The organism is Blastococcus sp. TF02-09 (assembly GCF_003319105.1).
Lineage (GTDB): Bacteria > Actinomycetota > Actinomycetes > Mycobacteriales > Geodermatophilaceae > Blastococcus.
This window is the reverse complement of sequence record NZ_QOHH01000002.1, coordinates 64,489-89,864: the sequence shown is the minus strand read 5'-3', so window position 1 is coordinate 89,864 and position 25,376 is coordinate 64,489. Positions and strand designations below refer to the sequence as shown.

The 25,376-nt window shown below is 74.6% G+C and carries 19 protein-coding genes; 11 read left to right on the top strand and 8 right to left on the bottom strand.

Going from position 1 to position 25,376, the window contains the following annotated elements:
• Nucleotides 1–47 precede the first annotated feature (47 nt).
• The 4 genes from DQ239_RS02870 to DQ239_RS02855 are packed head-to-tail and all read left to right on the top strand — an operon-like array spanning nt 48 to nt 3,655.
• Complete coding sequence (locus DQ239_RS02870) at nt 48–581, top strand: phosphatase PAP2 family protein (protein ID WP_113833281.1); 534 nt, start codon at nt 48–50, stop codon at nt 579–581.
• Nucleotides 578–1,561: a decaprenyl-phosphate phosphoribosyltransferase gene (locus DQ239_RS02865; protein ID WP_113832766.1), complete on the top strand. Its 984-nt coding sequence runs from the start codon at nt 578–580 to the stop codon at nt 1,559–1,561. Before DQ239_RS02870 ends, DQ239_RS02865 begins: the two co-directional genes overlap by 4 nt.
• A complete protein-coding gene (locus tag DQ239_RS02860) occupies nt 1,554–2,903 on the top strand; it encodes an FAD-binding oxidoreductase (RefSeq protein ID WP_113832765.1) in 1,350 nt (449 codons plus the stop codon). Before DQ239_RS02865 ends, DQ239_RS02860 begins: the two co-directional genes overlap by 8 nt.
• Complete coding sequence (locus tag DQ239_RS02855; RefSeq protein ID WP_113832764.1) at nt 2,900–3,655, top strand: decaprenylphospho-beta-D-erythro-pentofuranosid-2-ulose 2-reductase; 756 nt, start codon at nt 2,900–2,902, stop codon at nt 3,653–3,655. Before DQ239_RS02860 ends, DQ239_RS02855 begins: the two co-directional genes overlap by 4 nt.
• On the opposite strand, the gene DQ239_RS02850 is transcribed toward DQ239_RS02855, so the two are convergent.
• From DQ239_RS02850 to DQ239_RS02840, 3 genes are all read right to left on the bottom strand, one after another.
• Nucleotides 3,652–4,038: a DUF6752 domain-containing protein gene (locus DQ239_RS02850; RefSeq protein ID WP_113832763.1), complete on the bottom strand. Its 387-nt coding sequence runs from the start codon at nt 4,036–4,038 to the stop codon at nt 3,652–3,654. The genes DQ239_RS02855 and DQ239_RS02850 overlap by 4 nt on opposite strands.
• Nucleotides 4,017–5,621 (bottom strand): methyltransferase domain-containing protein, encoded by a 1,605-nt coding sequence (locus tag DQ239_RS02845; RefSeq protein WP_113832762.1) that lies wholly within the window; start codon nt 5,619–5,621, stop codon nt 4,017–4,019. The genes DQ239_RS02850 and DQ239_RS02845 overlap by 22 nt, the downstream gene beginning before the upstream one ends.
• Nucleotides 5,622–5,686: 65 nt before the next feature.
• On the bottom strand, nt 5,687–7,246 hold the full coding sequence (locus tag DQ239_RS02840; RefSeq protein ID WP_113832761.1) for an LCP family protein: 1,560 nt from the start codon (nt 7,244–7,246) through the stop codon (nt 5,687–5,689).
• 229 nt (nt 7,247–7,475) lie between these two features.
• On the opposite strand from DQ239_RS02840, the gene DQ239_RS02835 reads away from it, so the two are divergent.
• Nucleotides 7,476–9,383: an arabinofuranosyltransferase gene (locus DQ239_RS02835; protein ID WP_113832760.1), complete on the top strand. Its 1,908-nt coding sequence runs from the start codon at nt 7,476–7,478 to the stop codon at nt 9,381–9,383.
• Nucleotides 9,384–9,414: 31 nt separating this feature from the next.
• On the opposite strand, the gene DQ239_RS02830 is transcribed toward DQ239_RS02835, so the two are convergent.
• Complete coding sequence (locus tag DQ239_RS02830) at nt 9,415–12,489, bottom strand: arabinosyltransferase domain-containing protein (RefSeq protein WP_113832759.1); 3,075 nt, start codon at nt 12,487–12,489, stop codon at nt 9,415–9,417.
• A 143-nt stretch (nt 12,490–12,632) separates the two neighbouring features.
• Between DQ239_RS02830 and DQ239_RS02825 the strand changes: the two genes are divergently transcribed.
• The 3 genes from DQ239_RS02825 to DQ239_RS02815 are packed head-to-tail and all read left to right on the top strand — an operon-like array spanning nt 12,633 to nt 15,173.
• The gene (locus tag DQ239_RS02825; RefSeq protein ID WP_113832758.1) at nt 12,633–13,466 is read left to right on the top strand and encodes an ABC transporter permease; all 834 of its coding nucleotides are present in this window, start codon (nt 12,633–12,635) and stop codon (nt 13,464–13,466) included.
• A gap of 13 nt (nt 13,467–13,479) precedes the next feature.
• Complete coding sequence (locus DQ239_RS02820; protein ID WP_113832757.1) at nt 13,480–14,253, top strand: ABC transporter ATP-binding protein; 774 nt, start codon at nt 13,480–13,482, stop codon at nt 14,251–14,253.
• Nucleotides 14,250–15,173 (top strand): glycosyltransferase family 2 protein, encoded by a 924-nt coding sequence (locus DQ239_RS02815; protein WP_233488683.1) that lies wholly within the window; start codon nt 14,250–14,252, stop codon nt 15,171–15,173. The genes DQ239_RS02820 and DQ239_RS02815 overlap by 4 nt, the downstream gene beginning before the upstream one ends.
• Before the next feature lie 3 nt (nt 15,174–15,176).
• Here the strand turns inward: DQ239_RS02815 and DQ239_RS02810 are convergent, their stop codons facing one another.
• Genes DQ239_RS02810 through DQ239_RS02800 form a run of 3 tightly spaced genes read right to left on the bottom strand, consistent with a single transcriptional unit; the run spans nt 15,177 to nt 20,271 of the window.
• Complete coding sequence (locus DQ239_RS02810) at nt 15,177–17,072, bottom strand: glycosyltransferase (RefSeq protein WP_113832756.1); 1,896 nt, start codon at nt 17,070–17,072, stop codon at nt 15,177–15,179.
• 7 nt (nt 17,073–17,079) lie between these two features.
• Complete coding sequence (gene glf, locus DQ239_RS02805; protein ID WP_113832755.1) at nt 17,080–18,267, bottom strand: UDP-galactopyranose mutase; 1,188 nt, start codon at nt 18,265–18,267, stop codon at nt 17,080–17,082.
• A 54-nt stretch (nt 18,268–18,321) separates the two neighbouring features.
• On the bottom strand, nt 18,322–20,271 hold the full coding sequence (locus DQ239_RS02800; protein ID WP_113832754.1) for an arabinofuranosyltransferase: 1,950 nt from the start codon (nt 20,269–20,271) through the stop codon (nt 18,322–18,324).
• Between the two features lie 152 nt (nt 20,272–20,423).
• On the opposite strand from DQ239_RS02800, the gene DQ239_RS02795 reads away from it, so the two are divergent.
• The 3 genes from DQ239_RS02795 to DQ239_RS02785 all read left to right on the top strand — a co-directional run bounded on the left by DQ239_RS02795 (nt 20,424) and on the right by DQ239_RS02785 (nt 23,527).
• A complete protein-coding gene (locus tag DQ239_RS02795) occupies nt 20,424–21,392 on the top strand; it encodes a glycosyltransferase family 2 protein (RefSeq protein ID WP_113832753.1) in 969 nt (322 codons plus the stop codon).
• 1 nt (nt 21,393) lies between these two features.
• Nucleotides 21,394–22,494 carry a sugar phosphate nucleotidyltransferase gene (locus DQ239_RS02790; protein WP_113832752.1) on the top strand — a complete coding sequence of 367 codons (1,101 nt, stop codon included), beginning with the start codon at nt 21,394–21,396 and terminating at the stop codon, nt 22,492–22,494.
• 181 nt (nt 22,495–22,675) lie between these two features.
• Nucleotides 22,676–23,527, top strand: a complete 852-nt coding sequence (locus tag DQ239_RS02785; protein WP_233488682.1) for a DNA-3-methyladenine glycosylase 2 family protein — start codon at nt 22,676–22,678, stop codon at nt 23,525–23,527.
• A gap of 7 nt (nt 23,528–23,534) precedes the next feature.
• On the opposite strand, the gene DQ239_RS02780 is transcribed toward DQ239_RS02785, so the two are convergent.
• Nucleotides 23,535–25,328: a hypothetical protein gene (locus DQ239_RS02780; protein WP_113832750.1), complete on the bottom strand. Its 1,794-nt coding sequence runs from the start codon at nt 25,326–25,328 to the stop codon at nt 23,535–23,537.
• Nucleotides 25,329–25,376: the final 48 nt, after the last annotated feature.

Sequence of the window (25,376 nt, the reverse complement as noted above, 5' to 3'; positions counted from 1 at the left end):
GCGTGGTCCGGGCGATCCCGGTGCTCCCCGTCTACAGTCGTCCCTCGATGACCTCACCGAGTGCTGCCCTGATCCGGATCGACCACGCGGTGCTCCGCTCGACGCGCCGTGCGCTGGGGGAGACCCCTGCCGTCGGCGTCGCCCGGGGGCTGTCGCACTTCGGCGAGCACGCGCTGGGCTGGCTGGCGCTGGGTGCCGCCGGGTGGGCCACCGGCCGCCGGCGCGACGAGTGGGTCGCCGGCATCGCCGGTGTCGTGGCCGCGCACGCCGCCGGGGTGGCGGTCAAGCGCGTGGTGCGCCGGGTGCGCCCCTCGCTCGAGGACGTGCCGGCGCTGGTCGGGACGCCGAGCCGGCTCTCCTTCCCGAGCGCGCACAGCTGCTCCACCGCCGCGGCGGCCGTCGGGTTCGGGCCGATGCTCGGACGCCCGCCCCTGGTGGCCGCGACCGGCGTCATGCTGGTCTCCCGCGTGCTGCTGGGCGTCCACTACCCCTCGGACGTCGTGTCGGGCGCGGTGCTCGGTTCCGGCGTCGCCGCGGCCGTGCGCCGTCGGATGACCAGAGACGCAGGCAGGAAGGCATGACCGTGCATCCGCAGCCGAGCCCCGCACTGGCTCCCGAGGGCATCGCCCCGGCCGACGGCGAGCTCTCGCCCGTGCCGGACCTGCCCCCCCGGCTCCCCGGCTTCCGGGGCAGCTTCGCCTGGGGAGTGGTCCGGGCCCTCCGACCCCGCCAGTGGGTCAAGAACGTCCTGGTGCTGGCGGCCCCGCTGGCCGCCGGGGAGATCTTCAACGGCGACGTGATGCGGCCGACCGCCGTCGCGTTCGTGCTGTTCTGCCTCTCCGCCTCGGCGGTCTACCTCGTCAACGACACGATCGACGTGGAGGAGGACCGCCGCCACCCGCGCAAGCGGTTCCGCCCGATCGCCGCCGGCATCGTGCCGCGCTGGCTCGCCGTGGCGTTGGCGGCCGTGCTGTTCACCGTCGCGCTGGTCACCGCGGTGCTGCTCACCCGGCCCGAACTGGCGTTCGTGCTGGCCAGCTACGTGGTCATCCAGCTGGCCTACTGCGTCTTCCTGAAGAACCAGCCGGTCATCGACCTCGCCGTCGTCGCCTCGGGCTTCCTGCTCCGCGGCATCGCCGGCGGCGTGGCCGCCGGACTGCTGCTGTCGCAGTGGTTCCTGCTCGTGGCCGCCTTCGGCTCGCTGTTCATGGTGGCCGGCAAGCGCTACTCCGAGCTCGTCCTGGTCGGTGACGCCGCCGCGACCCGCAAGACGCTCAAGGAGTACTCGGCCAGCTACCTGCGGTTCGTCTGGAGCCTCTCGGCCGGCGTGGCGGTCACCGCCTACAGCTTGTGGGCCTTCGAGCTGGGGGAGGCCCAGGACGGCATCCCCTGGTCCACCATCTCGATCGCCCCGTTCGTGATGGCGATCCTCCGGTACGCCGTGGACGTCGACAAGGGCGCCGCCGGTGCGCCCGAGGAGATCGTCCTGCGTGACCGTGTCCTGCTCTGCCTGGGTGTGCTCTGGGTGGCCACCATGGCGTTGGGAGTCTTCGATGTCTGAGAGAACGCTGCTCCAGGGGTGGGGGCGCACGGCGCCCACCCCGGCGGTGCTCACCCCCGTCCACGACGACGCCGAGGCGCGCGCGGTCCTCGCCGCCGCGGGCGGGCGCGGGCTGGTGGCGCGCGGGCTGGCCCGCAGCTACGGCGACGCCGCGCAGAACGCCGGCGGCCACGTCCTCGACATGACCGCGGCCGCGCGCGTGCTCTCGTTCGACGCGGAGACCGGGCTGGTCGACGTCGAGGCCGGGATCTCGCTGGACGAGCTGATGAACCGCTTCGTGCCGCAGGGCTTCTTCGTGCCGGTCACCCCCGGGACCCGCCTGGTCACCGTCGGCGGCGCGATCGGCGCGGACATCCACGGCAAGAACCACCACGTCGCGGGCAGCTTCGCCCAGCACGTGCGCTGGCTGGACCTGCTCACCGCCGACGGGGAGGTCCGCCGGGTGAGCACCGAGCAGGACCCCGACCTCTTCTGGGCCACCGCGGGCGGCATGGGCCTGACCGGCGTCATCCTGCGCGCGCAGGTGCAGATGAAGCGGATCGAGTCCTCCCGCTGCCTGGTCGACACCGACCGCACGCCCGACCTCGACTCGCTCATGACGCTGCTGGCCGAGACCGACCACCTCTACGAGTACTCGGTCGCCTGGATCGACACCCTCGCCAAGGGCAAGCGCATGGGCCGCTCGGTGGTCACGCGCGGCCGGTTCGCCACGCGCGACGAGCTGCCCGCGAAGTGGCAGGCCGACCCGCTGAAGTACCACGGGTCGATCAAGGTCACCGTGCCCGACGTCTTCCCGCCCGGGCTGCTGAACCTGGCGACGGTGGCCGCCTTCAACGAGCTCTGGTACCGGAAGTCCCCGAAGCTCAAGCGCAACCAGCTGCAGAGCATCCCGACGTTCTTCCACCCCCTGGACGCCGTGGGCGGCTGGAACCGCATCTACGGCCCTCGGGGGTTCGTGCAGTACCAGGTCACCGTGCCCTTCGGGCAGGAGGAGGCCATGCGCGAGGTGCTGGACCGGCTCAGCTCGTTCGGGACGGCGTCCTTCCTCGCCGTCCTCAAGCGGTTCGGCCCCGGCAACCCCGGCATGCTGTCCTACCCGTCGCCGGGCTGGACGCTGGCGCTGGACATCCCTGTGATGAAGGGGCTGGCCGGCCTGCTCGATTCGCTGGACGAGGTGGTCATCGCCGCCGAGGGCCGCACCTACCTGGCGAAGGACTCCCGGGTCCGCCCGGAGACCTTCGCGCAGATGTACCCGCGGCTCGAGGAGTTCCGCGCGGTCCGCAAGCGGGTGGACCCCGAGGGGATCTTCACCTCCGACCTGGCCAGGAGGCTCGCACTGTGATCGACGCGCTCGGATCCCCCGGATCGCTGCTGCTCGTCGGCGGCACGTCCGACATCGCCGTCGCCACTGCCCGCCGCTACCTGGCGGAGCGGCCGCTGCGCGTCGTCGTCGCGGCCCGGGACACCCCGCGCCGGTCGGCGGTCGCTGACGAGCTGCGCGCCGCCGGCGGCGAGGTCGAGGTGGTCGACTTCGACGCCGAGGACGCGGGCTCCGCCGAGCGCATGGTCGCTGCGGCCGCCGCCGGCGGCGACATCGACGTGGCCGTGATCGCCTTCGGTCAGCTCGGCGAGCAGGAGCAGCTCGCCGCCGACCCCGCCGCAGCCGCCGCGCTCGGCCAGGTCAACTACGTCGCGCCGGTGGTGGTCGGCACCGTGCTCGCCAACCGGATGCGCGAACAGGGGCACGGCGTGATCGTCGCGCTGTCCTCGGTCGCCGGGGAGCGGGCCCGCCGGTCCAACTACGTCTACGGCTCCACGAAGGCCGGTGTCGACGCCTACTTCTCCGGCCTCGCGGACTCCCTGGTCGGCTCGGGCGTCTCGGTGCTCGTCGTCCGGCCCGGGTTCGTCCGGTCGAAGATGACCGAGGGCCTGCCCGAGGCGCCGCTGTCCACGACGCCGGAGGCGGTGGCCGAGGCCATCGTCACGGGCGTCCGCAAGGGCCGGCACACCGTGTGGGTCCCCGGCGCGATGCGCTGGGTGATGAGCGGGCTGCGGCACACGCCGCGACCGGTCTTCCGTCGGCTCCCTTTTTAGAGCGTTTCGGGGGAGAGCCGCTGGAGCTGCTGCGGGTCGATGTCGCGGTCGTGCAGCGGCAGCACGAGCTCGGTCACCAGGTCGGTGAGCTCGGCGATGCGCAGGTTCAGCCGCCGCTCCTCGAGCAGGCCCTCGCTCAGCCGGGGCAGCGCCTCGTCCAGCCGGCCCTGCGCCTCGTCCAGTCGCAGGTGCGCCTCGTCCAGGCGGGCCCGGAGCGCGGCGTTCTCCACCTGCAGGTCGGCGATCCCGCGGTGCGCCGCCTCCAGGGAGTCGAACGCCAGCCGGATGTCGGCCAGCACGACCTCGTAGTCGGGGAACAGGGCCTTCCGGAACGCCTTCGCCGGGCCCCGCACCAGCCGCTTCACCGCACCGGCCGCTGCCATGTCACCACCATCCTCGTCGTCGGGAGCGGGTCGGTGCCCGTCTCCCAGGGGGTGTGCTCGACGACCTCGTCGGCGTCGTGCACCTCGTCGATCCGCAGGCCGTAGCGGGCCAGCTCCGCGCGCAGCGTCTCCACCGGGACGGCCCGGTGCATCGGGATCCCGGTGCCCGGGATCGGCATCAGGCTGGAGCGCGGCACGTCCAGGTGGGCCTGACCGCCGCTGCGCAGCAGCATCGACAGCCCGCGCAGCAGGATCGGCCGGCCGATGTCCCAGTAGTTGCCCAGCAGCCCCCGGGCGTAGACGACCAGCGGCTCGCGGTCGGCGGCGAGCTCCGCGCCCAGGGTGATCACCCGGCGCAGGTCGTAGAGGTTGAGCACCCGGAACCGGGCGCCCGCACCCTGCTCCTCCGCCGCCTCGGCGGCCGCACGCATCGGCCAGCGCACGTAGTCCAGCGCCTCGACGGCGAAGCCCTGCCCGGCCAGCCACAGCGCGTCGTGACCGCGCCCGGCGCCGAGCTCCAGCACCCGCGACCCGGCCGGGATGCGGCCGGCCAGCCACCGGGCGTAGTCCGACGGGGCGCTGCCGAGCGGCACCCGGGCGCCCTCGATGTCGTAGCGGTAGAAGTCCTCCCACATGGTCCGGTCCATGCCGTAGTCGGAGAACCAGCCCCAGAACCGGTCCTGGACCGATCGGGGGATGTCGAACCGGTAGGAGGGGTCGGGCACCTTCCAGCCCGGGCCGTAGTTGGCCTTGAGCATGAGCTCCGGCTCGCGGGGCGCGGGCTCGGGGCGCCCCTCGACGTCGATGGTGATCGTGGGGACGACCTGGTTGCGCCGGGCCTGCAGCCGGATGGCGAAGGTGTGCTGCCACCAGCCCTGCTCGTCGATGAACCCGGTGAACAGGTCCACGTAGGCGTCGGGCCGGCCCTCGTGGCTGAAGTGGACCTGCACGTGCCCGGCCGAGGCCCGGAGCGCCTCGAAGCCGGCGGCGCGCAGCGCCCGGCCGAGTTCGAAGCCCTCGCGGACCACGTCCGCCGGGTGGGTGTGCGGGCTCAGGTAGCCGAGGTCCGCGTCGTCGTCGTGCGGCATGATCCGGCCGTCCCGGTAGGGGCCGAGCAGCGTGCCGCTCATGACGTAGACGGGCAGGTCGGGCCGGTGCTCGGCGAGCACGGCCCGGATCCGGTCGAGGTTGTCCAGCAGGCGCGGCACCATGCCGGGGTCGTAGTCGGCCAGCGCGTGACCGATCCGCCCGAACTTGTTGATGACCAGCCCGATGCCGTGGCGGTGGTCGAAGCGGAGGGGGTGGTCGCCGTCGCCGAACCGGGCGGGGGCGGTGAGCTCGTCGGGCCCGCCGTCGATCGGGCGCAGGCCGATGGTGCCGGTGCCGGTCAGGTAGGGCCGCAGCGGCCTCGGCCACGGCAGCCGGCGGCGGTCGGGCGCGCCGGAGGGGTCGGCCTCGGTCATGGAGACCCGGAACGACCAGATGCGGCGGCCGGCGAGGAGCAGGTCGACGACGCGGTCGTCGTCCTCGGCCGGGGCGGTGAACGAGAGGCCCTCGTCGTCCAGGACCAGGTGGGACAGCATCGGCGGCCGAGGCTAGCAGCCGGTGGACGGCGGCCGTCGCCGAGCCCGGCGGGAGGTTCCGGCGCTCAGTTGATGCAGGACGAGTCGGCGGCGGTGCGGGCAGGAGCCTCCGTCGTCGTCGTGGCGGCCGGCTGCTGCTTGGTCACCGCCTGCCCGATGCCGTTGAAGTCCGAACCGAGGACCAGGTGCGTCGTGCCGGCCGGCACGTCCTCGTCGGCGGTGACCTTGGCGCCGGGGACGGCCTTCGCGAGCGTCGTCGCCAGCGCCTTGTCGGCCGCGGCGTAGCGGATCTCGGTCCGGGTGTAGTCCATGGAGTCGGCGTTGCCGGTGCTGCCGACGACGAAGCCGGCGGCGGTGAGCTCGTCGGCGGCGGTGCCGGCGAGACCGCGGGTGCCCGAGCCGTTGAAGACCTCCACCGTCACCTCGGACGGCGCCGCGGTGGGCGGAGCCTCGGTGGTCGAGGTGGCCGCGGCCTCGGGCTTCTCCGGCTCGGCCGAGAGGTCGGCGAAGAACGCGTGCAGGGTCTCCTCGTCCTCCAGCTGGACGATCGAGCGGCCCTGCTCGTCCCGCCCGTCGGGGGTGACGATCGGGATGGTCTGGAACTCGATGCTGCCGGCGGTCACCGACTGCATCTGCTGGGCGAGGTCCAGCAGCTCGAGGTCGCGGTCGACGGTGAGGGCCTCGGAGGCCGCCTCGGCGAGCTGGCGCTGCCGGCCGAGGTCGAGCATCACGTCCTCGGACAGCATCTTGCGCAGGACACCGCCGATGAAGACCTGCTGGCGGACGATGCGGTCGAGGTCGACGCGCGGCAGCCCGTGGCGCTGCCGGACGAACTTGACGGCGTCGGCGCCGGTGATCACCTGCGGTCCGGCCGGGAAGACGGCGCCGGAGTACTTGCTGTCGTCGACCGCCTTGCACAGGTTGACCTCGACGCCGCCCACGACCTCCGTGAGGTTGAAGAAGCCGAGCAGGTCGACCTCGGCGTAGTGGTCGATCCGCAGCCCGGTCAGCCCGCTCACGGTCTGCACCAGCAGCTGGGCGCCCTGACCGGCCTTCTCCTCCTCCGAGGCGTCCTCGGGGGCGTTCTGCCGGCCGTAGGCGTAGGCGGCGTTGAGCTTGTCCTTGCCATAACCCGGGATCTCCACGTAGGAGTCGCGGGGGAAGGAGACGAAGGACGCCCGGGACCCGTCGGCCGGCACGTGCACCAGGATCATCGTGTCGGTGTTGAACCCCTGGTCACCGCCGGTGTGCAGCTCGGACTGGAGCTCCTTGGACAGGGTCGTGCGGCTGTCGTTGCCGACCAGCAGGAGGTTCATCGCCGACCCGCCGCCGCCGCTGTTGCCGTCGGTCGGGATGGCGTCGGTGCGGTTGACCGAGGCGTCGGCGACCCGGCCCAGGTACCAGCCCCAGCCGCTGCCGACCAGCAGCACCAGCGAGAGCACGGTGGCCAGCGCGCGGAACGCGGTGGCGGCGCGACGGGACCCCGTCCGCGTGCGGCCGGTGTCCTCGGCGCGCGAGGTGTCGCCGTCGGCCCGCCGCCGCGGGGGACGACCGGCGCGAGGATCGAGGCTCGGCGGGAGCGGACGACCGGGACGGTCGCCGGGCTCGTTCCGGTCTCGGCTCACGGGTGTCCTCACTGCTGGCGAACGGGTCCTGCCGGGCTGGCCGGCGTGGAGGCGATGGTAGGTCGGGCGGAGCCGCCGATCCGTCGACCGACACAGCTGCGCCGCCCCGGGACCCCCGTCCTGCCCGCCTGGTCACACGAGCCCCCGCTGGTCGCAGTGGTCACACGCCGGGTGCGAGGATCGGCCGGCGAGGGACGGGCGTGCCGGACCGGGGACGTCGGGAGGCCGGGTGGCACGCGCAGCGTCGGGCGGGGACGGCGACGCCCGGGAGCCGGCGGTGCCGTGGCGGCTGCTGCCCGTGCTGGCGGTGGTCGCCGTGGCGGTCACGGGCACCGTCCAGGCGGGGATCGCGGCGGTCGACCTGCCCGCCACCTCGAACGTGCCGGCGGCGCTGACCACCTGGTCGGTCGTGCTCGGGACCGCCGTCGTCCTCGCCGGGACGCTGTCCGGGCGGCTGCCCGGCTGGGCCCGCGCGGTGCTGGTGGTCACGGGGCTGACCGGCACCGCCACGGCCGTGCTGGCCCTGCCGCTGCACGGGACCGCCTACTACTTCGGTGGGCTGGTCAGCGACCAGCAGTTCCGCGTGCAGTACCTCACCCGGCTGGCCGACAGCCCCGCGCTGAGCGACATGAACTACGCCGACCTGCCGCCGTTCTACCCCGCCGGCTGGTTCTGGCTGGCCGGCCGGGTCGCCGCGGTCGCCGGGGTGGAGCCGTGGGTGGCCTACAAGCCGGTCGCACTGGCGACGGTGGCGCTCATGCCGGCCGTCGCCTGGTGCGTGTGGTCGCGGCTGGTGGGCGCGCGGACGGCGGTGGCGATCGCCGCGGTCACGCTGGTGGCCGGGGTGTCGCTCGCGGCGACCGAGCCCTACTCGTGGCCGGCCGCCACGCTCCTGCCGGCCGCCGCGGTCGCCTTCTCGCAGGTGGTGGCCGGGCCGCGGGCGGCGGTGGGCCGGCTGGTCGCGGTGGGCGTGTTCGTCGGCCTGGCCGGCAGCTCCTACACGCTCTACGGCTTCCTCGCGGCGCTGCTCGTCGTCGTGCCGGCGGCCGGCGCGGTCCTCACCGCGAGGGCGGACCGGCGGGGGACCGCGCGCCGGGCGCTGCGCGACGTCGGCGTCGTCGCGGCGGTCGCCGTCGTCGTGGCGCTGCCGGTGTGGGCCCCGTTCCTGGTGACCGCCGTGCGCTCCGGCGTCGGGCCCAACGCCGCCGCCCACTACCTGCCCGAGACCTCCGCCGTGCTGCCCGACGTGCTCGGCGCCGACCCGTGGCGGCTGCTGCTCACGATCGGGCTGCTCGGCCTCGCGGCCCGGGTGTGCGCGCCCTGGGGCCGGCGCCCCGACGTCCTCGCCGCGCTCGGGGTCGCCGTCGCGTGCGGATACGCCTGGTACGCCCTGAGCACGCTGGCGCTGGCCGGGTCCACGACCCTGCTGGCCTTCCGCATGGAGAGCGTGCTGGTGCTGGCCCTGGGGACGGCCGGCGTCCTGGTGCTCGCCGAGCTGCCGGTCCTGCTCGCCGACCGGGTGCCGGCCCCGGGGTGGCCGGCCGGGCGGACGGCCCTCGCGGGCGGCCTGCTCGCCGCCGTGGCCGCGACCCAGGTGCTCTCCGACCGCGTCGGGGACCTGGACGAGCGGGTGGAGCAGGCGTGGACCACCCCCTACCCGGACGGCCCGGACGCCCGGGGCGAGGTCGACCCGGGACGCGAGGAGGGGGCCAGCGACGAGCTCGCCGCCGCCCTCGACCGGCTGACCGGGCAGCGGCCGCGCGACACCGTGGTGCTGACGACGCACTACTCGCTGCTCTCCTTCCACCCCTACCGCGGCTTCCAGCAGCTCACCCCGCACTACGCCAACCCGCTGTCCGACTACGCCGAGCGGTCGGCCTTCGTGGCCGACCTCGCCCGCAGCGGCAGCGCCGGTGAGCTGCTCGACCGCCTGGACGGCGCGCCGTGGGCACCGCCCACGGCCTTCGTGCTCCGGGTCGCCGACGACGGCCTGCACGTCCGGCTGTGCCGCGACGTCTTCCCGGCGGCGCCCAACGTCGAGTTCTACGACGTCGTGTTCCCGGCCGAGCTGTTCGCGGGCCCGGAGTTCGCGACCGCCACCGTGGGCGACTACCTGGTCGCGAGCCGCCGCGGCTGACCCGGCTCCGGGTGCGCCGCCCGCACGGAGGTCAGCGCGCCCAGCCGGCGACCGTGGTCGGGGTGATCCGCGAGACCGGCTCGGCCAGCTCGGTCCGCGGCTCCCAGGCGTACAGCGAGACGGGCCGCTCGAGCGGGCGGCCGGTCACGTACACCGGCACGTGCTCCTGGTCCACGAGGCTGCGGGCCGGCGCGTAGGGGCCGCCGAGCGGGACCTGCACGACGATGTCGCCGGCGGTGCCCGGTGCGGCGGGGGAGATCCGCCAGTCCGGGACGTCGGTGAGCCCGTTGCGCTGCACGGCGAGCTCCTGGCAGGGGAAGACGAAGGCGACCGGCCAGTCGACCAGGGCGGGGGAGCCGGGGTCGACGACGTCGGAGAAGGGGACGGTCACCGGCACCCGGGGGGCCGACACCGCCAGCGGGAGATCGCTCTCGGTGCCGCCGTCCTCGGCGACCAGGCGGACCACGCCGGCGTCCGCCGGGACGACGCCCGGGTCCAGCCGTCCGTCGCGGGCGGTCGGGCCGCCGCCGATGTCGGGCACCGGCGCGCTCGCCACCACCCGCACGTCGTCGCCGTCCACGGCCCCGAACTCGGCGACCACGCTGGTGCCCGCCTCCCGGCTGCCGCTGGTGGTGACCACGAGGGGGACGTCGTCCTCGCGGAGGGACGGCGGCAGCTCGAACCAGCCGGTCACCAGGCGGGCCGCGCCCTCGCCGTCCCGGCCGGTGTGGCCGGTGGCGGCCCAGCCGGGCAGCTCCGTGCCGGCCATCTCCAGGTCCGGGCCCTCCGGGGTGGCACCGTCGTCCACCGCGACGAAGCCGTCCAGGACGGGGTCCTCACCGGTGCCGGCCGCCGCGGGGCGGAGCAGGCCGGCCGCGGGGTCGGGCTCCACCGTCAGCTCCTCGGCCAGCCCGCACGGCCGGCCGGCCACCGTGGCGGCCGCGTCGGCGGCGAGCGAGTAGCTCCCGGCCTGCGCCCGGGTGGCCTGGACGAAGCTGCCCAGCTGCAGCGCGACGGTGAGCAGGACCAGCCCGACCGCCACCAGACCGGGCGAGGGGAGGGAGCGGGCCAGCGGCAGGCGCACCTCGTCGCGGCCGCCGGACCGGGCCCGGACCACCGTCGCGGCGGTGGCGACGGCGACCAGCACGGCCAGGATCAGGAACATCGAGGAGAAGGTGAGGCCGAACAGCTGGGGCGGGATGTCGTTCCACGGCACGCCCAGGTCCGACAGGTAGGCCCACTGGTTCAGCCCGGCCCACGACTGGGCGCCCACCACGAGCACGGCGACGGTGGGGGCCGCCCACCGGACGAGGGACGCCGTGGAGATCCGGCCCCGGTCGGCTGCCGCCCCGGCGGGCGCCCGGGCGTAGAGGTGCACGGCCACGACCAGGAGCGCCGTGCCGACGGGCACCAACGCGCTGAAGTGCATCGTCCACTTGGTCGGGGTCGCCAGCAGCACCACCACGGACAGGCCGGCGATCGCGACCAGCCGCCCGGCGGCCGCGCGGTCGACTCCCTCCGGCCAGCGCCCGGCGAGCCGCTGCCAGACGATCCCGGCGACGGCGAGGACGGCCAGCAGCACCGGCACCCGCCGGCCGAGGGAGCCCTGCAGGTCGCCGTTGGTCAGCAGCAGGTACCAGCGCTCCGGCTCGGCGGACCAGGGGAGGGAGCCCGGGAGCGCCCCGCGGATCCGCTGGGCCTCCAGGACGGCGCCCAGGCTCTGGTCGGCGAACACGAACAGCACGACCGAGCCGGCCGCGGCCGCGGCGGTGACCGCCAGGGCCGGGAGGGCGACCGGCGAGGTGCGGGCCAGGCGCAGGATCGGCACGGCTGCGGCGAGGACGGGCAGGTAGGCGACCGCGCCGGTGGGGGTCACCGCGAGCGTCGCGCCGGCCACCACCAGCGCCAGCAGCACGGGCGTGACGCGGCCATGCCGCACCGCGCGCTCGACCAGCACCATGACCGCGGCGAGGCCGGCGGCGACCCACGGCTCGGGGCGCAGGCCGAGGTTGGTGGGCAGCCACCACATCCCGAACGCGGCCGCGGCGACCGCGTACGTCCGCGGCGACCGGGTGAAGCTCCCCAGCCGCGGCAGCAGCCCCCGCCCGATGAGCAGCCAGGTGGCGATCCCGAGCAGCGAGGAGGGGATGCGCATCCACAGGGTGCTCTGGCTGACGCCCGACCACAGGTCCATGACCTCGTAGAACCAGCCGAACGGCGCCTCGGGGACGTTGAACCAGCGGTAGACGTTGCCGACGAAGCCGTTCTCGTCCCGGCTGCGGATGATCCCGGCGATGTAGCCGTCGTCCACGGTCATGGGCCCGATGACCGTCCAGACGGCCAGCGTGACGACGACGACGGCGTCCACGGCCAGCCGCACGGGTCCGCGCCGGGAGCCGGCCTCCACCGCGCCGTCGGCGGGGGTGTCGCCGTCGGCCGGTGCCGGGACGCGCTCCCGGCGGGCGACCAGGAGCAGGGCGCCGGCCAGGGCCAGCACGGCGAGCGCCGCCAGCGCGACCTTGAGCGGGGTGGGGGAGGTCTGGAAGACCGTGTCGGCGGTGACGTCGACCGCGAGCCCCTCGGGGTCGGCGACGCCGGTGAAGACGCCCGCGACCGCCGGACGCAGGTCGGCCGCCTCGTCGGCCACGACCTGCCCGTCCAGGCGCAGCGTGGTCCCCGCGGCGGAGGAGGCGAGCTCGAACGCGCAGTCGCCGGCGGCGGGGATCGGCTGCGGGGGCAGCTCGGTCGCGCCCGTGCGGACGGCCAGCTCCCCGTCGGTCACCTCGACGCGCAGGCCGCCGGCGAGCCCGGCGTCACCGGCGCGACCGTCCGGAGCCGTGGTGGAGAGCAGGACGGTGCCGTCCCCGGCCGCGCGGGCGGCGGTGCAGTCGACGACGGCGCGCACCGCGGTGGGCCGCTCGAGCATGAGCGGGATCGCCACGGACGTCGCGTCGCCCGGCGCCGACGGCCAGGAGTAGACCGCCTCCGGGCGCTCCACCGGCGCTAGGACGAAGGCGGCGGCGGACAGCAGGGAGAGCGCCGCGAGCAGGAGCAGGGGCAGCCGTGCACGGACTCCCCGGCCCCCCGCCGGCCGGGACGACGACATGCGGCGAGGGTAGACGGGGCCGGTCCGCGCCCCGGGTCTCCGCCCAGTGCGGCCCCTCGTCCCTGCCGACCCGTGCGCCCCGGCAGCCCCGTGGACCACCGAGGAGGGCGGCGGGCGGGCACCGGACGGTAGCCTCGACCAACGTGGCCGTCACCGCGTCGTCGAACGCTGCCTGGGGAGGTGCCCGGAAGGATCTCGTCGCCGGCTGGCGCTCCCGTGAGCTGTGGGCGCACCTGGGCTGGCAGGACATCCGTCAGCGGTACCGCCGCTCGGTGCTGGGGCCCATCTGGATCACCATCAGCATGGCGGTCACGGCCATCGCGCTGGGCATCCTCTACGCGGGCCTGTTCGGCAACCCGCTCGAGGAGCAGCTGCCCTACATCCTGGTCGGCTTCATCGTCTGGGCGTTCATCTCCGGCTGCATCCTCGAGGGCGCCGACGTCTTCATCAAGAACGAGGGGCTGATCAAGCACCTCCCGGCGCCGGTCTCCGTGCACGTCTACCGGCTGGTGTGGCGCCAGACGCTGCTGTTCGCGCACAACCTGATCGTCTACGTGGTCATGCTGTTCATCTGGCCGCAGCCGCTGGGCTGGTCGAGCCTGCTGGCCCTGCCCGCCTTCGCGCTCCTGGCGGTCAACGGCGCCTGGGTCGCCCTGCTGTTCGGCATGGCCAGCAGCCGGTTCCGCGACCTCAACCCGATCATCGGCAGCGTCGTGCAGCTGATGTTCTTCCTGACCCCGATCGTCTGGATCTACCAGGACTTCCTCAACAGCCCCAACCCGGCCATCGCCGAGCGCGCGCGCCTGGCCGAGATCAACCCGTTCCTGCACTACATCGAGATGATCCGACGGCCGATGCTCGGCGAGGAGACGGTCTGGCGCCACTGGGCGGTCGTCCTGGTGCTCACGCTCGTCGGCTGGGCGGTGACCCTGTGGGCGATGCGCCGCTACCGCACCCGCGTCCCCTACTGGGTCTGAGAGGAACAACTACGTGGTCCGGATCGAGACCCGGCAGGCCAGCGTCGACTTCCCCATCTTCGACGCCAAGACCCGCTCGCTGAAGAAGGCCGTCCTGGGCATGGTCGGCGGCAACATCAGCTCCGACGACCGCAAGGTGCCGGTCATCCAGGCCCTGCACGACATCGACATCACCATCGAGGAGGGCGACCGGGTCGCTCTCGTCGGGCACAACGGTGCCGGCAAGTCCACGCTGCTGCGGCTGCTGTCGGGCATCTACGCCCCGACGAGCGGGACCGCGGTCATTGAGGGCCGGGTCGCGCCGGTGTTCGACCTCGGCGTCGGGATGGACCCGGAGATCTCCGGCTACGAGAACATCATGATCCGCGGGCTCTTCCTGGGCATGACCCGCAAGCAGATGGAGTCCCGGGTCGACGAGATCGCCGACTTCACCGAGCTGGGCGACTTCCTCTCGATGCCGCTGCGCACCTACTCCACCGGCATGCGGGTGCGGCTCGCCCTCGGAGTGGTGACCAGCATCGACCCGGAGATCCTGCTCTTCGACGAGGGCATCGGCGCCGTCGACGCCGCGTTCCTGGAGAAGGCCCGCGACCGGCTGGAGGAGCTGGTGAAGCGGGCCGGCCTGCTGGTCTTCGCCTCGCACTCCGACGAGTTCCTGCGCCGGCTGTGCACCTCGGCCATCTGGATGGAGCACGGCCGGGTCAAGCAGCGCGGCGGCCTGCGCGAGGTGCTCACCGCCTACAAGGGCAGGGACCCGTTCCTCGACGACGCGCCGAGCCGCACGTGACCCTCCCGGCTCCGGTGCCGGCCGCCGGCGCCGAGCGGCCCGACCGCGTCGTCGCCGTCGTCGTCACCCACCGGCGCCCCGCGCTGCTGGCGGAGAGCCTGGCGGCGCTGGCCGGGCAGAGCCGGCCGGTGGACGCGGTGGTGGTGGTCGACAACGGGGCCGACGAGGAGACCGCCGCGGTGGTCGCGGCCGCCGACGTCCCCACCACCTACCTGCCCTCGCAGCGCAACCTCGGCGGCGCCGGGGGCTTCGCGCTGGGCATGCTCACCGCGCTGGCGCAGGGCGCGGACTGGGTGTGGTGCGCCGACGACGACGGGCGCCCCGCGGACGGGACCGTGCTGGCCACGCTGCTGGAGTGCGCGCGGACCCACGAGCTGGCCGAGGTGTCCCCGGCCGTCGTCGACAAGGCCGACCCCGACCTGCTGGCCTTCCCGCTGCGCCGGGGACTGCGGTGGCGCCGGACGCGGGCCGATTTCGCGGGCCTGGAGCTGCTGCCGGGCTATGCCTCGCTGTTCAACGGGGCGCTGTTCCGCGCGTCGACGCTGGACGCCGTCGGCGTGCCGGACTACCGGCTCTTCCTGCGCGGGGACGAGACCGAGCTGCACCGCCGCCTGGTCCGCTCGGGCCTGCCGTTCGGCACCTGCCTGCAGGCGGCCTACCTCCACCCCGAGGGGACCGAGGAGTTCCAGCCGATCCTCGCCGGGCGGCTGTCGGCGCAGTACCCCGCCGACGAGGCCAAGCGCTTCTTCACCTACCGCAACCGCGGCTACCTGATGGCGCAGCCGGGCATGCGGTGGCTGTTCCCGCTGGAGCTGGTGCGGTTCTCCTGGTTCTTCCTTGCCCGCCGCGACGTCCCGGGCCTGCGGTCGTGGCTGGGCCTGGTCCGTCAGGGACGCCGGGAGCGCTTCACCCGCCCCTGACGGCTACTCGCCGAACGTCGCCCGCCAGGCGTCCTTGGAGGTCAGGTCGTCCCACGCCGCGCGGTACTGCTGCGACAGCTCGGGGAAGCGGCGGCGGATCTCCCGGTTGAGCTCGAGGGAGCGCTTGCCCAGCCGCTTGGCCGTCGCCGGGTCGCGGTGCCGGAAGGTGACGCCGCGGCCGTCGGCGGTGCCCACGGTGACGCTGTCCAGCCGGGACAGCACGAACCACTGCGCGTCCTGGGCGGGCACCTGCAGCTGGGGCCGCCCGCCCACCGGACGGGCCGGCCGCAGGGCCTGGCGCGCGGCGCGCAGCAGCGCCTTGCCGATGGCCACCGTGCCCACGGGGGGCGTCGCCATGCCCTCGACGACGACCGCGTCCATCTCCGGCTCGGGGACGTCGCCGGTCAGCACCGTGCTGTCGGCGTACTCCTGCTGCAGCGCGCGCACGTCGGCCAGCGCCGTGGGCAGCGAGGCGAACACCGCCGACGGGCCGGCGAGGAAGTCCTCGTAGGCCTTCACGTGCAGCGCGACGGCCGAGTACTCGAGCTTGAGCAGGTGCTTGAGGTCGGCCTTCACCGCGCTGGCCGGGATGCCGCCGCCGTCGGCGTGCGGGCTGTGCAGCGCGGCCGCGATCAGCCGATTGCGGGCGAAGAAGTACGCCTGCCAGTCGCTGACGTCGTCCTTGTCGGTCCAGGCCAGGTGCCAGATCGCGGCGCCGGGCAGCGTCACCGTGCGGTACCCGGCGGACTTGGCGCGCAGCCCGTACTCGGCGTCGTCCCACTTGATGAACAGCGGGAGGGGCAGCCCGATCTTCTCCGGCACCTCGCGGGGGATCAGGCACATCCACCAGGCGTTGTAGTCGACGTCGACCCGGCGGTGCAGCTCGGCGGTCTCGCGCAGGGACTCCTCGGCGAAGTCGTGCTGCATCTGCGCGTAGGCGGCCGGGCGGTAGAGGAACGCGTGCCGGTCGACGACCTCGCCCATGGTGTGCAGCACGGAGCGGTTCTGCAGGTGCAGCATCTGGCCGCCGACGAGCACCGGCTCGGTGGTGTACCGGCTGAAGGTCAGCGCCCGGTGCAGGCTGTCGGCCTCGAGCTGGACGTCGTCGTCGAGGAAGAGCAGGTGCGTGGCGTCGGTGTGCTCGAGCGTCTCGTACATGGCGCGAGCGAAGCCGCCGCTGCCGCCGAGGTTGCCCTGCTCGACCAGCCGCAGCCGGTCGCCCAGCGCGGCTGCGGTGTCGGCGAACCCGGCGTCGTCGCGCACCTTCTTGTTCCCCTGGTCGGCGACGACGACGGCGCTGAGCTCGGCGGAGACCACCGGGTCCGCGGCGATCGTCGACATCGCCGCGACGCAGTCGGCGGGGCGGTTGAAGGTGCAGATGCCCACGGCCAGGCGGCCCTCGCGCTCGGGCGCCCGGGTGGCGTACCAGCCGGCCTCGACCAGCTCGAGCTCGCCGTCGGCGACGAGGTCGAACCAGTACCAGCCGCCGTCGACGAACGGCGTGAGGTCGAGCTCCAGCTCGACGCGGCCGTCGCCGGTGACGGTGACCGAGCGGTCGTGGACGGCGGTGCCGTCGGCCTTGGAGCGGTGCACGTCGACCCGCCCGGTGCCGCGGAGCTCCAGGCGCAGCAGCACGCTGGGCAGCGTCGTCCAGCGCCGCCAGTAGGCGGCGGGGAAGGCGTTGAAGTAGGTGGCGAAGGAGATCTCGGCCCCTGCGGGGACCGAGCCGCGGGCGCGGTCGACGACGCGCAGCCGGTCGGCGTCCTCCTCGACGTAGAGCGTGCGCACCTTCGCGGGGTCCTCGGTGCGCGGCAGGAGGACCCGCTGCAGCAGGGTGCCGGCCGGGCCGGCGGCGTCGGTCGTGCCGGTGGCGTCCGGTCGTGCGGTGGTGGTGGTCATCGGGGGATCAGTCCTCCAGCCGGCCGTCGAGCGACCCGCCCTGGTCGAAGAAGGGCCGGATGCGGTTGTCGAACATGGTGAGGGCCGACCCGATCGCCATGTGCATGTCGAGGTACTTGTAGGTGCCCAGCCGGCCGCCGAAGAGCACCCGCTTCTCCTCGGCCTCCTTCTTCGCCAGCTCCCGGTACCGCTCGAGCTTCGCCCGGTCCTCCGGGGTGTTGATCGGGTAGTACGGCTCGTCGCCGGTCTGGGCGAACCGCGAGAACTCGCGCACGACGACGGTCTTGTCCGCCGGGTAGTCCCGCTCCGGGTGGAAGTGCCGGAACTCGTGGATCCGGGTGTACGGCACGTCCTCGTCGGCGTAGTTCATGACCGCGATGCCCTGGAAGTCGCCGATCGGCAGGACCTCGGTCTCGAAGTCCAGCGTGCGCCAGCCCAGTTCGCCGGCCTCGTAGCCGAAGTACTTGTCGATCGGGCCGGTGAAGACGGTCGGGACGTCGGCGGGCAGCTCGTCGCGCACGTCGAAGAAGTCGGTCTCCAGCCGCACCTCGATGTTCGGGTGGTCGGCCATGCGCTGCAGCCAGGCGGTGTACCCGTCCTTCGGCAGACCCTCGTAGGTGTCGTTGAAGTAGCGGTTGTCGAACGTGTAGCGGACCGGCAGCCGGGCGATGATCGCCGCGGGCAGCTCGGTCGGGTCGGTCTGCCACTGCTTCTTCGTGTAGCCGCGGATGAAGGCCTCGTAGAGCGGCCGCCCGATGAGGGAGATCGCCTTCTCCTCGAGGTTGGCGGCCTCGGCGGTGTCGATCTCGCCGGCCTGCTCGGCCACGAGCGCGCGGGCCTCGGCGGGGGAGAAGCTCTTGCCGAAGTACTGGTTGAGCGTGGCCAGGTTCATCGGCAGCGAGTAGGCCTGGCCCTGGTAGGTGCTGAAGACCCGGTGCTGGTAGTTGGTGAACTCGGTGAACTGGTTCACGTAGTTCCACACGCGCTCGTTGGAGGTGTGGAACAGGTGCGCGCCGTAGACGTGGACCTCGATGCCGGTCTCGGGCTCGGGCGCGGAGTACGCGTTGCCGCCGATGTGGTCGCGGCGGTCGATGACCAGCACCCGCTTGTCCAGCTGGCTGGCGACGCGCTCGGCCACGGTGAGCCCGAAGAACCCGGAGCCGACGACGACGAGTTCAGGTCCGGTGGAGGTCACGTGTCGTGACGATACCGGGAGAAGGCGATCCGGCTGGGCGCAACCGGGGGTCGTTCACTCCTTCCGGAGAGCCGCCACGAGCCAGTCGCCGACGCGGGTGCTCTCGAACTCGGGCCCTTCCAGGAGCTCCACCGGGAAGCTCGCCGTCCAGGCCGATCCGCGGTCCCCGCCGGCGTCCCGGTCGGTGGAGTCGAACGTCACCTCGCCGTCCTCGACCTCCAGGGCGAACACGGTGGGGGCCCGGTCGTCGGAGCGCAGCCGCTCGACGAACCGGTCGGCCGGCAGGCCCTCGAGGGACTCGAGGAAGGTCCGCCGCTCCGCGTACTCGCCCAGCGGGTTGGCGTACAGACCCCACCACTGCTGGTAGGCGGTAAAGGGCTGCGTGGCCAGCAGCGGGATGCGGTCGGTGAGGACGACGACGTCCCCCTCCTGGCCCGCCGCGCGCGCCGAGGCCCGGATGGCGTCGGCCACCTCGGTCACCGGCGGCTCGCCCGGCTCCTCGTCCTCGGCCTCCTCGCGGTCCTCGGTCGACGCCAGCGCGGGGAGCGTCCCGTCGGGATAGGGGTGGTTGAAGGCCAGCCGGCTCAGGTCGACGTCCCGGTTCATCCACTCGCGGGCGTGCGCCGAGAGGTTGAGGAACAGCAGCACGGTGAGGACGGCGAAGGCCAGCCGGCGCAGGGGCAGCCCCGGCCGGACGGCGCGCAGGCGGGACCGCAGGTCGGGAGCGACCGCGGCCAGCGTCAGCACCGCCGCCGCGAGCAGGCACACGCCCAGCACGAGCAGGATGCGGTGGAACAGCACGCCGCCCGAGGCCTGGCCGGCCACGAGCTGGACCACGCCGAGGAGCAGCACCGCGACGCCGAGGGCCTGCACGCCCCGGAGCCGGGGGTGCCGCTCGCCGTCGAGCACCAGCAGGCCGACGGCGCCGAGCAGGGCCACCCACAGCCAGGGGGAGGGGCCCAGCGTCACGAGGTGGACGTAGGAGTCCTCTCCCTCGACCCAGGTGGTGGCCGCCGCGGGCGGGAGACCCGCGGCGACGTACTCGACCACGAACCGGCCCAGCCACGGGGACACCAGCACGATCGAGGTCAGGCCGGCCACCCCGACCTCGCGCAGGCGGGCGGTGTCGCGCCGGCGCCACGCCGCGACGGCCAGCACACCGACGACGGCGACCAGCGCGTAGAGGAGGTAGAGCCAGGCCGCCGCGGCCAGCATCGCCCCGAGCGCCACCCCCCGCTTCCAGGAGGCGGGCCCGCGGGCAGCGGCGAACCAGGCGAGCAGGGCGGGCAGGGGCAGCGCGACGAGCCAGCCGTAGGGCTCGTAGGCGCCGGAGAACAACAGCGTCTGCGCACCCAGCCACGCGGACCCGACCGCGGGCAGGCCGACGACGGTGACCGCCACCAGCAGCGCCGACAGCCGGCTGCTGCAGGTCCGGCGCCACAGCGCGAACGCCACGACGGCGGCGAGGTAGAGCGTGACGATCGAGGCCCACTTGTAGATCCGCCAGCCCTCGACGCCGGTCAGCTGGGAGGCCAGGCCCTGCAGCCAGAACCAGCCGGGGGAGTAGAACGCCGGGACGTCGCGGTAGGTGTAGTCCTGCAGCGCCAGGGAGTCGGCGAAGCGGGTGACGTACTCCATCCGGAAGGACTGGTCGCCCCGCGGGCCGGAGAAGTACCAGTCGGTGCCGTTCAGGGCGACGAGGGTCAGTGCCGGCAGCACCGCCGCGGTGATCGCCCCCGCCCAGGAGTGCGCGACCGGCGAGGCGCGGGTGAGCAGCCAGGCCAGCAGCGGTGCGGCCACCAGCACCAGGGCCGAGGCCTGGTACTGCGCCCGCAGCTCCGCCGCCGGGGGCAGGACCAGGTACCCGGCGAGGACGGCGAGGGGGACCAGGACCCACGGGAGGAGCAGCGAGCGGCGGCCGGTGCGGGCCGCGGAGCCCGGTCCGGCCTCGGTCGGCGCGGCCGGCCCGGCGGGGGTCGTCCTCGGGGACACCTGCGTGCTCATCTCCGCCCTCGGGGTCGTCGTGCCGGGCCGGTCGGGTGGCCCGCGGCAACTGTCCCTGCATACACGACCGCGCGCGTCCGGCGGTCGGCCACGCGGGCCGGGCCGCCGGGCGGCCGCCGGTGCCCGATGCCTGCGCCCGTTACGTTCTCCTCATGCGATCAGCCCCTGCCGACCTCCCGCTCCGGGTGGTGGCGGTCACCTACTCGCCCGGCGCCGTCCTCCGCGACTTCGTCGCGTCGGTCGAGGCGGCCACCAGCCGCCCGGTCGAGATCGTGCTGGCGGACAACGGCTCGACCGACGGCGAGCCGGAGCGGGCGGCCGCGGAGCACGGGAACGTCACGGTGCTGCGCACCGGGGGCAACGTCGGCTACGGCGCCGCGGCCAACGCCGGGCTCGCCGGGCTGACGAGCGGCTACGCGATCGTCGCCAACCCCGACCTGCACTTCGAGCCCGGCTCGATCGACGCGCTGCTGGAGGCGGCGGAGCGCTGGCCGCGGGCGGCCACGATCGGACCGGCCATCAAGACGCCGGACGGCGACCTCTACCCCTCGGCCCGGGACCTGCCGCGGCTGTCCACCGGGGCCGGGCACGCGCTCCTGGGCTGGGCCTGGCCGGCGAACCCCTGGACGGCGCGGTACCGGCGGGAGCGCGAGGCGCCGCGCGAGCGCCCCGCCGGCTGGCTGTCCGGGTCCTGCCTGCTGGTCAACCTCGAGGCGTTCTGGTCGGTGGGCGGCTTCGACCCGGGCTACTTCATGTACTTCGAGGACGTCGACCTCGCCGAGCGCCTCGGCCGCCGCGGCTGGCTGCACGTCTACGTGCCGTCGGCCGTGGTGGTCCACGAGGGCGGTCACGCCACCCAGCGCGACCCCTACCGCATGCGCCGGGTGCACCACACCAGCGCGCTGCGCTACATGTCCGGGCAGTACCCCGGTCCGTCGAACCTACCGCTGCGCGCCGCGCTCCGGGCCGGTCTCGGTGCCCGGATGCTGCTCTCCTACCTCAGCGGCCGGGTGGCCGCCGGCGCCCGCTTCCAGCGCCGGGCCGCCGACCTGGACTCCCTGGCCGCCGCCGAGGCGCGCCGGTCGACCGCGGCCGGCCAGGCCGACACCGGGGAGCGCTGAGGTGCGGCACGCGGTGATCATGGCGGGCGGCTCGGGCACCCGGTTGTGGCCGCTGTCGCGGGCGCAGCGCCCCAAGCAGCTGCTGGACGTCGTGGCCGATGCCGACGGCGGGGCGCACAGCCTGCTGGCCGAGGCCTTCGCCCGGCTGGAGACGGTGCTGCCGCCGGACCGCATCTGGGTGTGCACCGCGGCCCGCTACGCCGAGCTGGTGCGCGCGGCCCTCCCGCGGCTGCGGCCCGACCGGCTGGTGCTGGAGCCGACGGCCCGGGACACCGCCAACGCCGTCGGGCTGGCCGCCGCGCTGGTGGCCGACGTCGACCCCGACGCCGAGCTCGCCGTCGTGAGCGCCGACCACGTCATCCGGCCGGTCGAGGCGTTCGCCGCAGCGCTCACCACGGCCTACGACCTCCTCGGTGCCCGGCCCACGGCGCTGGTCACCCTCGGGGTCACGCCGACGTCCCCGGCGACCGGCTTCGGCTACGTGCAGAAGGGCGCACCGACGGAGGTGCCGGGCGCAGCCGAGGCGGTCTCGTTCCGGGAGAAGCCGGACCGGGCCACCGCCGAGGCCTACCTGGCGTCGGGGGACTACCTCTGGAACTCCGGGATGTTCGTCTGGCGGGCCCAGACGGTGCTCGACGCGCTGGCCGACCACCTGCCGGAGTCGGCGGAGGGGCTGGCGCGGATCGTGGCCGCCCCCGCGGGACCTGCGCGCGACGCCGTCCTCGCCGAGGTCTTCCCGACCCTGCCGAAGATCAGCGTGGACTACGCGGTGCTGGAGCCGGCGGCCGCCGAGCCCGGGCGGGTCGCCGTCGTCGACCTCGACGTCGAGTGGCTCGACATCGGGTCGTGGCCGGCGCTGGCGCACACCCTCGAGACCGACGACGACGGCAACGCCGGGCGGGGTCTGCGGGTGCTGCTGGACAGCTCCGGCAATGTCGTCCTCTCCGACGACCCGGAGCACCTCGTGGCCCTGGTCGGGGTCCGCGACTGCGTCGTGGTGCACACCGCCGACGTGACCATGGTCTGCCCCGTGGCGGATGCCGAGCGGGTCAAGCAGCTGCTCGCCGAGGTGGAGGCCCGCTTCGCCGGCCGCTTCGGCTGACGGCCGCCCGCGCGCGGGTACCGTCGTGCACCGCTGACCCGTCCGAGGCGAGCACCGCCCACCGCCCACCCCGGAGCACGCCCTGAGCACCCCTCCGCAGGCCCCTCCGCAGGGCGCTGCCCCCGCCGTCGAGTCGGCCTTCCGGCCGGACTGGCCGCTGGACGTCCGCCGGACGCTGGGGGTGCACCTGCGCGGCACCGGCGACCCGACGCTGCGCTTCGCGCCGGACGGGACGTGGCGGGTGACGACCACGCCCGAAGGTGCGGCGACGGTCCGCCTCACCGTGGTCGGAGGCGAGGTCCGCATCCAGGCCTGGGGGCCCGGCGCGGACTGGGCCGCCCGGCGGGTTCCCGGATGGCTCGGAGCCCTGGACGACGCCGACGCGCTGGACTGCGGCGGCCATCCGCTGCTCACCCGGCTGCAGCGCACGACCCCGTGGCTGCGGCTGGGCCGCACCGAGCGGACGTGGGACGCCCTGGTGCCCGCGGTCCTTGAGCAAAAGGTCACGACCACGGAGGCGCACCGCGTCTGGCGGGCGCTGCTGCGGCTGGCGGGGGAGCCCGCGCCCGGACCGGCTCCCGAGGGCATGCGGGTGCCGCCCTCGCCCCGCCGGCTGCTCGAGGTGACCGACTGGGAGTGGCACCGCTGCGGCCTGGACGGCGCCCGCCGCCGGGCGCTGCGCGCGGTCGCCTCGGTGGCCGCCCGCATGGAACCCCCGGAGGCGCGCGACTCCGCGGACCTGCAGCGCCGGCTCACCACGGTCCCCGGCATCGGGCGGTGGACCGCCGCCGAGGTCGTGCAGCGGGTGTTCGGCTGCCCCGACACGGTGAGCTACGGCGACTACCACCTGAAGAACCAGGTCGGCTTCGCGCTGACCGGCGCCGCCCGCACCGACGACGACGCGATGATGGCGCTGCTCGAGCCGTGGACCGGTCAGCGGCACCGGGTGGTGCGCCTGCTGCTGGTCAACGGGGTGGCGCGGGCGCCCCGCTTCGGGCCGCGCAACGCCCCCGTCGACCACCGCCGCATCTGAGGGCCGCTCAGCAGAACCGGCGCTCGGCCGCGAACGGGTCGACCGGGACGCGCAGCGAGGTGCGCTCGCGCGCGCCGAGCAGATTGTCGGTGAACCGCTCGAGGGTCAGCGGCGCGGTGGTCGCCTCGACGAGCTCGGCGAGGTCCCCGCACGCGAGCGCCGCCCGCGACGCCGCGACCAGGTCGGGGTCGGGCAGCCCCTCGACCTGCCGCGCGGCCAGGGCCGGGGAGCCGTGGCGGGCCAGCAGGTACCAGACCGGGTAGACCTTCTCGTGCCCCGGCCGCCCGGGTGGGCCCGGCTCCAGGTGGCTGTTCACCGCGTCGGCCAGGCCCAGGCCGTCGACGACGACGACGTCGAGGTCGCTGGCGTACCCGTAGAACCCGGCGTTGCCGACCGAGAACACCAGGCGGCCCGCGGACGGGGCGAGGACGTCGAGGGGGGTGTCGGGGCGCACGGGCGTCACCTGCAGCACGACGAGGTCCGCGCCGTCGGCGGCCAGCCGGTTGACGCGGTCGACGTAACCCGCGACGCCGGCGCCCCCGTGGTCCTCGATCGTGACGGGGTGCGCCACCCCGGCCAGGGCCGCGTAGAAGCCCCGCTCGTCGGCGATGCCGTCGGCGGAGACGCCGTCGGCGTAGTCGACGCGCAGCGTGGCGGCCGCGACTACCGCCCAGACGCCGGTCGCGGCGAGCAGCACCGCGCCTGCCCGGAACCGGACCCGGGTCAGCGGCACGGTGGCCAGCGGGCACAGGAGGAGGAAGAGGCTCGGCATGAGCAGCCGCCCGTGCATGAAGTCGCCGCCGACCCGCACCACGTACAGCGCGTGCGCCACGGCGGCCAGCCACACGGTGGCCACGAGCGACCACTCGACCGCGCGCCAGCTCAGGGTGGGCAGCAGCGCGACGAGCGTCGCCACCAGCAGCAGGCCGGGGAGCCAGAGCAGGTAGGGCCCGACGAGGTCGGCCAGGTAGCCGGCGCCGCGGCCCCAGAGCGGGCGGGCGGACTCCTTGGCGACGGCGGTGTTCGGCACGAGCAGGCCGTAGAACCCCATCCGGAACACCTGGCAGGCCACCGGCACTACCCCCGCGGCGACCAGGCCCAGCCCGCGGCGCCACCACCGCCCCTCGGCGGCCACGGTGAGCCACAGCAGCAGGATCGCGGCGATCAGGGCGAGGTCCGGCCGCACCAGCGGCCCCAGGCCGAGGAGCACGTAGAGCCACACCGGCCGGCCCGCGCGCCGCTGCCCGGTCTGCAGCCAGCGGACCAGCGCCCAGAACGAGGTGCCGAGCCAGGCGAACGACATGCCGGTCTCCAGGCCCGACGTCGTGAAGTCCCAGGTGGGCGGCAGGGCGAGGAACACGACGACGCCCAGGGGCACGGACAGGCGCGCGCCGCTGCCCGCGAACAGCCGCCGCGCGCCGAGCATGGCGAACAGGACGCCGGTCGCCGTCCCGGCGATCCCGAGGACGACCGAGCTCCAGGCCACCGCGTCGCCGGGCACCACCGCCTCGGCGAGGGTGAGCACGGCGAGCCAGGCCGGGCTCGTGGCCACCTCGGTCCGCTCTCCGGCGGAGAACACCGGGCCGTTGCCGGCGAGGAGGTTCTCGACCACGCGGAAGGTGATGAAGGCGTCGTCCGACGTCCAGCGGCGGGCCCAGCCGGCGACCAGCACGGCGAGCACGACGGCGGCGTACAGCACCCGTTCGACGGTGGTCAGGGGGCCGGGGAGCGCGGGCGCCCGCGGTCCGGCCGGGACGTCCGCGGTCCCGTCGGCGGCGAGGTCCGGGGCGGTGCTGGACACGGGAGGGCCGTCCGTCCTGCGCGGGTGCACGGTCGTCCCCGTGACCCC

Coding starts and splice junctions, on each gene's coding strand:
- DQ239_RS02845 (WP_113832762.1), bottom strand. CDS start 5,621: ATGCTGTCCCACCTGGTCCTGGACGACGAGGGCCTCTCGTTCACCGCC.
- DQ239_RS02850 (WP_113832763.1), bottom strand. CDS start 4,038: ATGGCAGCGGCCGGTGCGGTGAAGCGGCTGGTGCGGGGCCCGGCGAAG.
- DQ239_RS02860 (WP_113832765.1), top strand. CDS start 1,554: ATGTCTGAGAGAACGCTGCTCCAGGGGTGGGGGCGCACGGCGCCCACC.
- DQ239_RS02795 (WP_113832753.1), top strand. CDS start 20,424: ATGCGATCAGCCCCTGCCGACCTCCCGCTCCGGGTGGTGGCGGTCACC.
- DQ239_RS02810 (WP_113832756.1), bottom strand. CDS start 17,072: ATGACCACCACCACCGCACGACCGGACGCCACCGGCACGACCGACGCC.
- DQ239_RS02830 (WP_113832759.1), bottom strand. CDS start 12,489: ATGTCGTCGTCCCGGCCGGCGGGGGGCCGGGGAGTCCGTGCACGGCTG.
- DQ239_RS02870 (WP_113833281.1), top strand. CDS start 48: ATGACCTCACCGAGTGCTGCCCTGATCCGGATCGACCACGCGGTGCTC.
- DQ239_RS02865 (WP_113832766.1), top strand. CDS start 578: ATGACCGTGCATCCGCAGCCGAGCCCCGCACTGGCTCCCGAGGGCATC.
- DQ239_RS02800 (WP_113832754.1), bottom strand. CDS start 20,271: ATGAGCACGCAGGTGTCCCCGAGGACGACCCCCGCCGGGCCGGCCGCG.